7 protein-coding genes are annotated in these 12,701 nt (G+C 59.1%); 2 read left to right on the top strand and 5 right to left on the bottom strand.

Going from position 1 to position 12,701, the window contains the following annotated elements:
* Window positions 1-38 precede the first annotated feature (38 nt).
* Window positions 39-1,571, bottom strand: a complete 1,533-nt coding sequence (locus tag OHL23_RS26935; RefSeq protein WP_263355152.1) for a cytochrome-c peroxidase — start codon at window positions 1,569-1,571, stop codon at window positions 39-41.
* 125 nt (window positions 1,572-1,696) lie between these two features.
* Here OHL23_RS26935 and OHL23_RS26940 point away from each other — a divergent pair, with 125 nt between their 5' ends.
* Complete coding sequence (locus OHL23_RS26940) at window positions 1,697-2,281, top strand: KdsC family phosphatase (RefSeq protein WP_263355153.1); 585 nt, start codon at window positions 1,697-1,699, stop codon at window positions 2,279-2,281.
* Window positions 2,282-2,501: 220 nt separating this feature from the next.
* Window positions 2,502-4,934, top strand: coding sequence for an ABC transporter permease (locus OHL23_RS26945; RefSeq protein WP_263355154.1), 2,433 nt, complete (start codon window positions 2,502-2,504; stop codon window positions 4,932-4,934).
* A gap of 12 nt (window positions 4,935-4,946) precedes the next feature.
* Here the strand turns inward: OHL23_RS26945 and OHL23_RS26950 are convergent, their stop codons facing one another.
* From OHL23_RS26950 to OHL23_RS26965, 4 genes are read right to left on the bottom strand one after another with little or no spacing between them, the layout of a single operon-like run.
* On the bottom strand, window positions 4,947-8,729 hold the full coding sequence (locus OHL23_RS26950; protein ID WP_263355155.1) for a hypothetical protein: 3,783 nt from the start codon (window positions 8,727-8,729) through the stop codon (window positions 4,947-4,949).
* Entirely contained in the window at window positions 8,726-10,768 is a 2,043-nt protein-coding gene (locus OHL23_RS26955) for a vWA domain-containing protein (protein ID WP_263355156.1), read from the bottom strand. The genes OHL23_RS26950 and OHL23_RS26955 overlap by 4 nt, the downstream gene beginning before the upstream one ends.
* The gene (locus OHL23_RS26960) at window positions 10,768-11,655 is read right to left on the bottom strand and encodes a DUF58 domain-containing protein (protein WP_263355157.1); all 888 of its coding nucleotides are present in this window, start codon (window positions 11,653-11,655) and stop codon (window positions 10,768-10,770) included. The genes OHL23_RS26955 and OHL23_RS26960 overlap by 1 nt, the downstream gene beginning before the upstream one ends.
* A gap of 11 nt (window positions 11,656-11,666) precedes the next feature.
* The gene (locus OHL23_RS26965) at window positions 11,667-12,695 is read right to left on the bottom strand and encodes an AAA family ATPase (RefSeq protein WP_263355158.1); all 1,029 of its coding nucleotides are present in this window, start codon (window positions 12,693-12,695) and stop codon (window positions 11,667-11,669) included.
* Between the last annotated feature and the right edge of the window lie 6 nt (window positions 12,696-12,701).

The following is a 12,701-nucleotide window of genomic DNA, read 5'->3' on the forward strand; positions in this document are numbered from 1 at the left end:
AACGGTGAGTATGCGCCGTCGACGCGGGCCGCGCAAATCTATTTTGCGGCCCGCTGGCTTGGGATTTTGTAACCGTCGGTGAGCGTCTTCATGAAAGCGACAACGGCATCTTCTTCCTCGTTCGTCAGCTTGAGGTTGCCGAGCTGGCGCTTATTCATATTGGTTGGATTTTCGGGCGTGGGCCAGCAGGTCACTTTTTCTCCGGGATCGTTGGGCCCGCACCTGGGAAGAACATCCCGCGTGTTGTAGAAGTGCATGACATCCTTGAGGTTCTTGAAGTAGCCATTGTGCATGTACGCCTTCACAAAATCGGGAGTTGGCCGCATATCCACATTGCGAAGTGTGGGCACCTGGTACTTGCCGTCGAACTTAGGCGCCAACTGAATCCATCCGGAGTCGGGATTCAGTTGCCCACTCAGGCTTTTCAGCTTGCGCAGAAAATGTCCTACTCCTGCATCGACATATGCCGTTCCGTCAGGATTGGCGCTATAGCCGCGCTGGTCGGGCGCTTCTTCGTAGTAGTACTGCAATGCGGAATTCCGCGGAACACCGAGGTTACTGGCAGTGAAATCGGTGAACAGCGGCTCTTCTCCCGGGCCGCCGTCGCGATGACATTCATTACATCTGGCTTTGCCCCGGAACAGTTCATAACCCAGCTTTTCCTGGGCCGTGAATTGATCTTTCCCTGCCTGCACTGCGTCATACTTCGATGTAAACGGGCTTACCTCCGGCGAGAATTCGTACGCGGAGATCGCCAGGGCGAAGCCGTCATAGACATGATCGGACCGAGCCCGGTCTGACGCACTGAGATGGACAGGATACTGATCGTTCTCGGGTGGCGGTCCTGGAGTTGAACAGATTTTTTCGACGTTCTCAGGCCATTGAATGCGGAACGAATCTATCCCCCACACCGTCTCAAAGAGCTTGCGATAGGGAGCAGAGGAAAGACGGAAGGCGATACAGGCTGAATCCGGTAATCCCATTTCAACAGGATTCGTAGGCGGTCCCTGCGCTTGTTCAGCGCTTGGACTCTGCAACCGATAGCCGCTGGCGCGCATATCCCAGAAATTGCCGCCGACAAAATCGCCTTGCAGTTCGTTGAAGTGGAGCACGGGCGCGAAGGGAGCATACATGTAGCTCTGCGGCTTTCGATTGCTGAACCGGGTTCGCTCGGACCCTGGATACGATACCGTAGTTTCATTCAGAGACTGAATTGGCCCGGTGAATCCCGTTTCCGGCATGTGACAGAAACTGCACGCTTCGTTCTGATGGACAGAGAAATGCTTGTCGAAGAGCAGCAACTTGCCCAGAGTCCGCACCTGCCCCTGGCGATCGAGGGTGGTACTTACTGCATGGCCAAGAGTATCTGCCTCGATCCGGTCTACTTCGGCCTCGACTCTCGCCACCTCCTTGTCGAAATCGGGCGGCATCCGGCCTGCTGGCTTGGCCGACGATTTTGCTTCGTCTGAAGCGGCAGCTCGCACAACTCGGCGCTTATAGCCGGTTGAAAAGATGACCGCACCCAATACGAGAGAACCTGTCACCAACAGGGAAATTGCACGAACGCCCATATCCGAATGTCCTCAAGTATTAGAGAGCCGAGCGGTTGTTCGAGAGGCACAATTCCGTTGGTCCGCGCAGGAACCACCCGCTTCAGTCGTTTTGGCCCCTCGTGCCATTGCATTAAAATCGCTGTATGTCCAACCTCGCCCTTGCTTCCCTGGCTTCGCCTGACGTATTGGCCCGTGCCCGTAAGATCAAACTCTTCCTAATGGACGTGGATGGCACGCTGACCGATGGCGGCGTCTGTCTGATTTCGACGACGACCGCGGACGGCGCCGGAGACCCGGTTGTCTCGGAGATGAAGGTATTCAATGCGCAGGATGGGCAGGGACTATCGCTTGCACATACCATGGGGATTCAGACGGGATTCATCACCGGCCGATCTTCCCCAGCCGTGGCCAGGCGCGCGCAAGAACTGAAAGTCCCTTTTGTATACCTGGGACAGGCGAAGAAGACCGAGGCTTTTGAGGAGTGCATGCAGAAGGCAGGCGTGACCGAAGAAGAGGTCGCCTATATGGGCGACGATTTGCCGGACATTCCTCTGGCGCGTCGGGCCGGACTGGCGGTTTGCGTTGCCGGTGGCGCTCCCGAGCTGGCCGCAGTCTGCCACTTTACGACCCGCCGGCTCCCCGGACATGGCACCGCGCGTGAGGTAATCGAGCTCATATTGAAGGCACAGGGACGTTGGGAACAGGCCGTGCCGCTCGCACTTGCCTAGCCACTTCGGCGATAAGCCTCGCCGTTCCGGAACCTGCTCAGCTTCCGAATTGCCGCTGACTCGCTCCAAACCTGAATACTCGCCTATATCCGCACCCCCGCATCGTGGCAAATATTCAATGGAATATTTGGAACAATAGCTCTTGTTCGCCCGTATCCCAGGTTAGCCCCAGCGCGAGTAGAAGACGATGCTCGCGCCTGGTCTTCTATCAGGGGGGAGTATGAACGCCGATATACGACTTGCCTTGCGTCAGTTGTTCAAGGCGCCCGGATTTGCTGTGACCGCAGTGCTGACGCTTGCGCTGGCCATTGGCGCCAATGCAATCGTTTTCAGCGTATTGAATGCGCTGGTGTTGCGCCCGCTCAGGGTGCCACACCCGGAAAATCTGTTCATGGTGCAACGGGCCTACGGCGAGAGAAGTGCTCCTTCGCAAGCGTATCCCGACTACCTGGACTTGCGCGACCAGAACCGCAGCTTCGAATCCCTGATCTCCTATGACATTATCGGTGGCGTTGGGCTCGATACCGGCAGCGGGAGTCCCTCCGTCGTCTGGCCCTACATGGTGAGCGGCAATTATTTCGATTCCCTCGGCATCCAACCTTATCTGGGCCGCTTCCTGCATAGTTCCGACGAGCATGGAAAGAACAGTGTGCCCTACATCGTCCTGAGCTATGCCTACTGGCACAGTCATTTCAACAGCGATCCCGCCGCCGTGGGTCGTACCGTTCAAATCAACAAGCATCCGTACACGATTGCGGGGGTTGCGCCGCGCGATTTCCGAGGTACAGAACTCTTCTTCGCGCCTGATCTCTGGGCGCCGCTGGTGGATCTGCAACAGATTGGCGGATGGGACCCGCTGGAGGAGCGCGGCTCGCACTTCACCTGGGTGATCGGCCATCTGAAGCCCGGGGTGACGCCTGGCGCGGCGACCTCGGATTTGAACACTATTGCGGCCTCGCTGGCGAAATCGTATCCGAAAGACGACGATGGCCTGAAGTTCTCCCTGGCGCGGCCAGGGCTCGTGGGAGATACGCTCGGCCGCCCGGCGCGCGCCTTCATGGCTGGTCTTATGCTCTTGGCGACGCTCATCCTGCTGGCCGCCTGCGCCAACCTCGGCAGTCTCTTCGCCGCGCGCGCGGCTGATCGCTCGCGGGAGATCGCGTTGCGCATGGCTCTTGGAGCCCGCCGCCAACTCATCCTCCGCCAGCTTTTCACGGAGGCGCTTCTCGTATCCCTGGCCGGAGGAGTGTGCGGCATCGTGGGAGCAGTGGCCATTCTGCGCGTGTTGAGCACATGGAGGCCAATCCCCGGCATACCGATCAATGTGCCGGTCAATCCGGATGCAAGAACCTACGCCGTGGCGCTGCTGCTCGCCCTCTTCAGTGGCCTGCTGTTCGGCTCGGTTCCAGTTCGGCAGGTGCTGCGCGCCGATCCCTGGCAGGTCATCCGTTCAGGCTCTTCTGGGTTGGGCAGCTTGCGCCGCTTCACGCTGCGTGACGTGTTGTTGAGCCTGCAGATCGCCATCTGCGCCGTTCTGGTCACCGCATCACTGGTCGCGGTGCGCGGCTTGGCGCGGTCGCTACGAAGCGATTACGGTTTCCAGCCGCAGGGAGCGTTGCTGGTCAACACCGATCTGCACATGGCAGGTTATGACGGCGATCAACGACCTCTTATGCAGCGGCACATGCTCGATGCCGCGGAGGCCATCCCTGGCGTAACTGCGGTGGGCTATTCGGACCGGCTGCCGCTGAGTATCGGCGGCAACGACTCATCCGTTTTCACCGATAGCACGACGGACTTCCGGCCCACGAATTCCGTCGCGGATGCGCAGCAGTTCAATGTCTCACCGGATTATTTCACCGCAGCCGGGACTGCGATCCTGGCGGGGCGAACCTTTACACTGCACGATGAGAGCAAGGCACCGATGGTCGCTGTCGTCAATCGGACATTTGCCCGCAAGGTTCTTGGCACGGTCGATAAAGCCGTAGGCGGTCATTTCAAAGTCTGGGGTGGCACGCGAGTTGAAGTCGTGGGCGTGGTGGAAGACGGTAAGTACGAAACCCTGACGGAAGATCCTGAACCGGCCATGTTTTACTCGTTCCTGCAGCAGCCCTCCAACAATACCTGGATCATTGTTCGATCGCAGCGCGACGCGCAGGAGATCGCCGCCGCGTTACAGCGTTCGCTGCGTAAACTCGATCCCGCACTGCCGCTTGAGATCAAGACCTGGAACAGTGAATTGGATTCCGCTCTGTTCGCCGCCCGCGTAGCCACTGTATCCCTGGGTGTGCTGGGCCTGCTGGGTGCGATGCTCGCCATCACCGGCATCTTCGGCATGGCGTCGTACTCGGTGAGCAAACGTCTGCGGGAGTTGGGCATCCGTGTGGCGCTCGGTGCGAATCAGCGCAATGTGTTAAATGCCGCGCTGGGACGCGCTTTTCGCCTGCTCGCAATTGGCTCGCTGGCGGGCATGGTCCTCGGTGTGCTCGCAACCCGGGTGCTGTCCTACATTGTCTACCAGGCCACGCCGAAAGACCCGGTCGTACTCGGCGGAGTCATCCTGACGATGCTCGTCGTGGGCCTTGTCGCTGCATGGATCCCGGCACGGCACGCACTCGCGGTCGATCCCATGATCCTGCTGCGCGAAGAGTAGAGCGCGGAACGTCTATGGATTCTTGCTTAGTTGTCGATAGTATTCGGCAACCGATTCCTGATAACCGACTGGCACGGAGTCCGGCTTCCCTGTACGGATGTCGGACGAAACGCCCTCGCGCTGTAACCTAAGCTCAATCCGGTCCAAAGAGGAGAGTATCTCGCGGTGCATCTGCTCGACCATTGCGGGATTCCCAGGAAAGCGGCTTGGATCAAGGTGTTGCATCTGCCGGGTCAGCTCGGCTATGTCTTTGGCAGCCTGCGGATCGGCTGTGACCATCTGGCGTAGTTGATTCAGTTCACGCATGGCGAACTGATCGTTCCCCTCGGCATCTTGAGGATTGCCGGAAGCGCCAGTTGCCGCAGAATGTTGCGGCGGATGACCGTAGCGATTGTTGCCGGTGTTGATGTTGTTCCACACAGTACCGTCAACGGATTGGCCGCCGCCGTAGCGAACTTCTCCGCTCAGCGCGCCCGATTCCTGGTTACTTGGGGAGCCGTTGCCGCCGGATCTCGTTTGCTGGTTGCCGCCGGATCTCGTTTGCTGGTTGCCGCCGGGTTGGCCGGAGCCAAAGTTGGATTGCCGGCCGCTCTGGCCTCGTGCGTTCTGTCCAGCTTGCCCGTCCGTGCCCGGTTGGCCGTTCCGGCCAAGCTGTCCGTTATTCCCTTTCGACGGGGGCATTGCTCCGAAGTGAGATTCGATCTGATTCCGCAACCGCTCAACCTGATCGACGAGTTCGGCGTTGTCTTGCCCGGCACCTTGTTTTCCTCCTTGTTTCGCTTGCCCCATTCCCTTCTGTGCCTGTTGAATTTGTTGGCTCAACTGCGCGAGTCCCTGGGCGACCTTGTCTTCCGCTCCATTGGCGGTGGGGTCGATGCCACGGCGCAACCAGTCGGCCGATCGTTGTACGCGATTGTCGAGATCGGAGTTATCCATCTCAGTAAGCGCATTGCGAAGGCCCTGCGCAACACCGGGCTGATTGGCGGCCATCTCCCGTGCAGTTTCGCGAAGATTCTTCTGCAAATTTGAGAGGCTATCGGAGAGTTTTTGCCGATCCTGGGCAAGTTGCGTAAGCTCGTGACGGCGCGCCAGCATCGCGTTCAAATCCGTAACGTCGGGAGCGTCTTGCTGATTGGCAAATTTGCCGATCTGTCCGGCCTGGGCGCGTTCCTCTTGCCTCAGCCGCTCGGCTTCGCGCGCCAAAGAGTCCATCTTGCCCGAGGCGAGCTGTTTCTGGGTGCCTGCGAGGAGGTTTGAGGCTTGATTCAGTTTTTCGGCGGCTTGCTGCGCGTTGGCATTGCTACCGGGATCTCCACTGCGCTTCATCGCATCCGTTGCCTGCCGCAGTCGGCTCAGCGCTTGTTCGATGCGCTGATCGGATGACGCGCCGGAGGACTGGCTTGACGAAGAATCGGAGGATTGAGAGCCAGACGATTGGCCACCAGATTCTTGACGAGGTGAGGAAGAGCTGGTTTGGTTTTCAGAATCGGCCTGGCCACCGGATTGGCCGCCAGAACGGCTCTCGGAGGATGTGCTTCGTTGCGAACTCGCTTGGCCCGATTGCGAGCCATTCGAGTTTTGCTGGCCATTTTGCGCGAGTTGCTCCATTTGCCGTTGCAGCTGCTCTGCTTCGCGGCGCAACATCTCCTGTTCCCAACGTTCCTGGAAGGATTGCTGCGGATTCTGCTGCCGGTTGGCGAGGTCTTCCTGCCGTTTGGCTAAGGCATCGAGCTTGGCAAGCGTGTCTTCAACATCCTTTTCGTGCTGCTGGGCGGGGTTGGCGCTCTGCGCAGTTTCGTACTGATTCTTCGCCGTATCTAACTCCAGATCGAAGAGACTCGCCAGGTCGCGACCGGTATTGCCTCCTCCGCCACCACCGCCGCCTTGCTGACCGAAGGCGACCTGAATCTTGCGGAAGGTGGCTTCGGCGCGCAGCAGCGCCTGGAGCGCCTTTTGTTCGAGCGGAATCGCATCCTTCCATTGCATGGATTGCAGTTTTTCCGCCGATGGCGCCATGGCGACGGCCGCGTCGCGCATGTCCCGATCGAAATCAGTGAACTCCTGGTTGGCTTCGGAGATGTCGCGGCTCTGCATGCGAACGGAAAGCGCGTTGACCTGATCGCGCAACTTTTGTTGTGCCTGGGAAAGGAACTCGCCCTGCGCTGCTGCGCTGGTTGGGGTTGCGGTCTTGTCGTTCTGTTGCTTCCATGTGGCGGCAATCAACTCTTTCTCGCGCTTGGAGATCTCAGTCTGATCGCCGCTCTGGCCGCCGCTGCCGCCTGCTCCACCGCCGGATTGCTGCGACTGGGAAAACTCGCGCTCGAAGGGATCGATCTGGATGAAAGAAATGTCGGTGCGTGCCTCGCTGTGACCGTCCCTGGCAGTTGCGTAGAGGCTGACCAGATCGCCGGGAGCCAACTTGAAATCCTCCAACGGCAGCGTGTGGGAGCCGTCCGCGCTTCTTGCGTCTGGAGTTTTCAACAGACTCATTTCGCGATCTGGACCACCGTTGACGGAGTAATGCAGGTGCATGTCTTTCAGGCCGAACTCGGCCGTACCTTTCACGCCGATGGTGACCTCTTCAATGGGGCTGGCGCGGTAATCGCCGCCGGGCCGGACGATGGAGATTTCAGGCGGAGCGGCTTTATCCGTGGCGATGAAGTAGTCTTCGGAGAGGCGGACCGGCTGGCCTTCATCGATCGCGGCAAGATGATAGGCGCCGTCTTTCTCCATATGAATGGAGCCTTGGTAAAGATTGTTTTGGCCTCCGCTTAGATGGACCGTCTGACCGTTATCCAAAACGAACTGCCCGTCTTTCAACGGATGGTCTGTCTCAACCTGAATGGTGGCGTCGGTACCTTCGATGGCGCGCAGATCGCCGGAGTGCTCTTCGGTTACGGGTTTCATGCCGGTCCACGCAGGATAGTGATAAGTGACGTGAATCTCGTTGACGGACGGCAGGTCGACCACGCGGACTTTATAGTGCGGCGAAACGAGCGGTCCAGCTCCCACGTAGTACTCGACGTTTTCCGGCAATCCGGCGAAAAGGAACTGAAAGGTTGCGCCGGAGTTTGAACCAGAACCGGGCGTGCGCTGCATCGCGACTGGTTCCCATCCGGCGGCGCTTTGGTAGCGCGCAAATATCTGCGCCTTGCCGGGTTGCATGCCGGTGATGTTGGCAGTGACGAGCTGGTCGCTGTTACGGCGCACGGTTACGTTGCCGGGGGCAACGGAGAGTACGTACAGAGGAGCGGCGTTCTTCTTAGGACCGGCCCAGAGCAGCGACGCTCCGTAGCCGAGATAGCCGGGTCCGGCAGCGATTATCCAAACGAGGACAGCGAGGCAGGCGAGACCAGCGCCGCCAAGAGCGAAGAGATGTTTATCTGGCACGAGTATTGCTGGCTCGGCATCCTGGGCATAGGCCAGAGTGTCTGCGGCCAACAGTTCGAGGAACGGATTGTTTCCCTGACTGGCCCGTTCCTGGAAGGTTGTCAAACGATGACCTAGTTCGGGATTGGCCGTTTCGGCATGACGCACTGACTGAGCCTCAGTCAAGCGCTTAATAGGCAACGCGATCCCGAATACTGCGGCGGCAGCGAGCACGGCTAGAATGACGACACGAGAAAGCGTGACACCCTGGGCCGGGAAGGCTAGCTGGTTGAGCACCAGCACCAGAGCCACCGTAACCACGAGCGCCGTGCCGGTAAAGATAGCTGCGCCGCGCAGCCACGCTCCCAACCGCAGTCTTTTCTGTAGTTGCGCGATATAGGAATTGAGCTCAACGCGGTAGCTCATGTTTCCTCCCGCTGCGTGCCCATGTAGCCGCTCGCAACCGCCATTTCGGCAATTGTGGCTGCCAATGCAAGCAGCATAACGTAGAACCAGAGTGATATGGGGTGATATTTCTCTTGATGGTCTACAGCAGTTCCATCCTGCGAAGCGCCGTTGCCGGAGTTTCCGCTCCAGAGCTGCTGCACGTCTTTGGACAGCGGCTCCAGATCCGATTCGCGGCGGTCGGGATTCACTCCAATCACCGCGTTGCGCCCGTTGGCGAAGCGGACCTGATAGAAGCCCGCACGGGCGAGGCGAAAGGTTTGCGCGGCGCGGGCTTCGCTTAGCGAAAGCGGCCTACGCCCATCCGGATCAATCACTTCGACATTTGCCACTGTTCCTACGGGCGCAGCCGTTGCGCGCAGTTGGACGAACGAATCCACGATTCTCGACCCGCTCAGCCCCTCCGAACCCGACAGGTAGCGGGCGGTGTGATCCACGAAGGCAACGAAGACGGGATGCAACGGCAGATCGTTGGTGAAGTTTTCGAACCCCGAAGCGAAGAGCATTATGCGGCCCTCGCCAAGCTGTTTTTCCAGCAAGAGCGGCGTGCCGCCGGTGAGCCGTGCCGCCACACGCGCCTGGTCGGGATTCACCTCCGCCGCATAAAAGACTTTGACATCGGCCCAGCCGCCGTTGTCTCGACCAGGCTGCGTCTGCTGAAGAGCTGGAAAACTGAAGTCGACTTGGCCGACGGCTGCCGGATCGCCGCTGCGTGCAAAATTATGCGTATCCCGCACCTCGCCGCCCCATAATGGGATGGCCGAGCGGCGTGGCGCGTTCGTGCCCAGGGTAATCAGCACGCTGCCGCCCTTGGTGACGTATTGCGCCAGCGTATGTTCGAAGATCGATGGCAGAGCCACGGCGTCCGACAGCACTACGAAGGCAAACCGCGATGGATCGATATCGGCGGTCTGCTCTGACGACATTGATTGCAGCACAAACGATCCTTGCGCTGCGGCTGCCAACGCCGCGCTGAAGTAAGTGAACGAGCGCGTATCTCCAGCGGCATGAACAAAGAGCACCCGCTCCGGATCGGACCTCCGCACTGCGAAGACGCTTTGGTCGTCGTTGGGAAACGCGTCACCGTCAATGGTTACAGTGCAGCGGTTGAAGCCATATCCGACATCGAGCGGCGCAAAGTCGACGGTTGCATGGCCATTCGCCGGTACATCAATTTTCTTCGTCGCTATCGCCTTTCCGTTCACGACGAGCGATACGGTCTTGGCCGTTGCAGGCGTGTGGAAGCCAGCAATGACAGCACGGACGCGGGAGCGCCTGGGATCTTTGGGATCGGATAATGCAGAGGGAGCTTCCACGCTTTCGACTGTCCAGTTCGGCGTCGGGGCTCCTTCCGCAACAGGATGCAGAAACAGCTTCGCATTAACTGGCAGAACCACGTCGGCGAAGCTGGCCGGCATCGCGCTGCGCTGCATGTCGCTGAAGAGATGAAGATCGATTGGACCATGCACGGTTTCTGCGAGGGAGCGGACGGCTCGTGCGAGTTCGCCAAAGCTGGCATGACCGTCGCCTGGCTGGATGCTATCGAGCGCAGAGCGAAGTCGGGCGTCGTCGGCGATAGGCTGCGTGAGGATTTCGAGTTGTCCGCCAAGGGCTATGATCTGCGCTTTGTCGTTATGAGGCTTTGCTGCGAGTGCTGCAAAAGCTTGCCGTTTGGCGTCGGCAAAGCTCGTTCCTGCACGCATGCTGAATGAGTTGTCGAGCACGATCAGATGCGTGTGTCCATTGGCATCGGCCGTCGAGCGCCGCACAAACGGATTAGCAAAGGCAAGCACGAGCAGCAGCAATACGGCAGAGCGCAGGGCGAACAACAGCAGATAGCGGAGCCGCCGGTGCTGCGTCGAACTCTGCGTGCCGCGCTCAAAGAACATGAGCGAGCTTACCGGGCGCGGTGTGGTGACATGACGGCGCAACAGATGCACGAATACGGGTACGCCGAGCGCTGCCAGGCCAGCGAGAAACCATGGCGCAAGAAAGCCCATCAGTTGCCTGTCTGTCTCAGCGTGAGGTACTCGCGCAGCGCCAGATCGAGTGGTTGACTGGTGATGAGAAGCTGGTAATCCATGCCTGCTCCGCGAGCGAGAGATCGAAGCTGCTCGATGTGCGCGTCGATCCTGGCTCGATATGCGGTCCTGGTGTATTCGGGCACGACTTCAATTCTCTGGTTAGTCTCGAGATCGACGAGGATGGCCGACTCCTTCATCGCAGGCCTGATCTCCTGTGGGTCGAGAATGTGAAAGAGAATCACTTCATTGCCGCGAAAGCGCAGTGGCGCAATGTCGTTCATGATCGTTTCAGGACTCTCATAGAAGTCCGAGATGACGATGGCGATGCCTCGCCGGTGCTGAGCATTCTGCAAGTGTTGGAGCGGCTTGGCGAAATCAGTCTGTGCTTGCGGCGTGGCTTGTTCGAGGCCCGCGAAGAGGCGCGCCAACTGTCCTTGCCGCGTGGAGGGACGAATGTATTCGCGCACATCCTCGTCGAAAACAATGAGTCCCGCGGCATCGCGCTGATTGTGAATCGCCAGATAGAAGAGCGCAGCGGCGAGGTAGCGTGCGTAGTCCATTTTGTTTGGCACGCCCGAGGTGTATTGCATGGAGTTGCTGGCGTCGAGCAGCACCGTGAGCTGGCTGTTGCTTTCGCCGCGATAGCGCTTGAGATAGCAGCGTTCCGTTCGGGCAAAGAGATTCCAATCGACGTGACGCAGATCATCTCCCGGTGTATAGGCGCGGTATTCGGCGAACTCCTGACTGAAGCCAAAGTCGGCGGAACGATGCAAGCCGGCGACGAAGCCGTCCACGACCGTCTTCGCCAGCAGATCGAGCGAGGAGATGCCGGCTAGCACTGCGGGATCGAGGAAACGCTGCATCCATTCTTCCTTTATTTCTCGCTGGGCCGCGGTACATACGCCACGAGCTGCCTGAGAATCTCGTCTGTGTCGATGCGGTCGGATTCTGCATGGAAATTGAGCAGAACGCGATGCCGCAGTACTGGTGTGGTCATGGCTGTGATGTCGTCGTACGTGACGTGATAGCGCTTATATGAGAGCGCCCGCGCCTTGGCAGCCAGAACGATAAACTGCGCGGCGCGCACACTGGCTCCGTAGTTGACGTACTTCTTGATGAATGCTGGCGCAGTCTCATTCCTGGGCCGCGTCGCGCGTACCAGGCTTATGACGTAGCGCGAAATAGTTTCGGCAATGGGCACCATGCGCACGAGCTGCTGGAAGTCGAGCAGGTCTTCGGCTGAGGTCACAGCTTCGACCTTTGTCTGGCGAGTGGTCGTGGTGCGGTCGATGACTTTCAACTCGTCTTCGGCGCTCAGGTCTTCGAGGAGCGCATTGAAGAGGAACCGGTCGAGTTGCGCTTCCGGCAGTGAATACGTGCCTTCGAGCTCGATGGGGTTTTGTGTTGCCAGCACGAAGAACGGCGCGGGCAGGCGATAGATGTGGCCGCGCACGGTGCATGAGTGCTCCTGCATGGCTTCGAGAAGGGCGGATTGCGTCTTCGGTGGAGTGCGGTTGATCTCGTCGGCCAGCAGTATGTTGCCGAAGATCGGCCCTTCGACGAAGGTCCATTTGCGATGACCGGTTTCGAGATCTTCTTCAATGATGTCGGTGCCGGTGATATCCGAGGGCATCAGGTCGGGCGTGAACTGGATGCGGCGAAACTCAAGGCCGAGCGCCTCGGCCATGGTTCGCACCATCAGCGTTTTAGCAGTACCGGGCATACCGGTCATGAGGCAATGGCCGCCTACGAAGAGAGCGATGAGGATCTGTTCCAGCACCTCGTGCTGGCCCACGATCACCTCTCGCACCTGTCGCAGAATTTTTTCGCGCACTACATGGAAGCGTTCGATGCGTTGTTGCAGCAGCTCTGCATCCTCATCCAATCCAGTAAATGAAGTCATCGAATT

It is taken from the genome of Acidicapsa acidisoli (assembly GCF_025685625.1).
Lineage (GTDB): Bacteria > Acidobacteriota > Terriglobia > Terriglobales > Acidobacteriaceae > Acidicapsa > Acidicapsa acidisoli.

Coding starts and splice junctions, on each gene's coding strand:
- OHL23_RS26935 (WP_263355152.1), bottom strand. CDS start 1,571: ATGGGCGTTCGTGCAATTTCCCTGTTGGTGACAGGTTCTCTCGTATTG.
- OHL23_RS26940 (WP_263355153.1), top strand. CDS start 1,697: ATGTCCAACCTCGCCCTTGCTTCCCTGGCTTCGCCTGACGTATTGGCC.
- OHL23_RS26945 (WP_263355154.1), top strand. CDS start 2,502: ATGAACGCCGATATACGACTTGCCTTGCGTCAGTTGTTCAAGGCGCCC.
- OHL23_RS26960 (WP_263355157.1), bottom strand. CDS start 11,655: ATGCAGCGTTTCCTCGATCCCGCAGTGCTAGCCGGCATCTCCTCGCTC.
- OHL23_RS26950 (WP_263355155.1), bottom strand. CDS start 8,729: ATGAGCTACCGCGTTGAGCTCAATTCCTATATCGCGCAACTACAGAAA.
- OHL23_RS26955 (WP_263355156.1), bottom strand. CDS start 10,768: ATGGGCTTTCTTGCGCCATGGTTTCTCGCTGGCCTGGCAGCGCTCGGC.
- OHL23_RS26965 (WP_263355158.1), bottom strand. CDS start 12,695: ATGACTTCATTTACTGGATTGGATGAGGATGCAGAGCTGCTGCAACAA.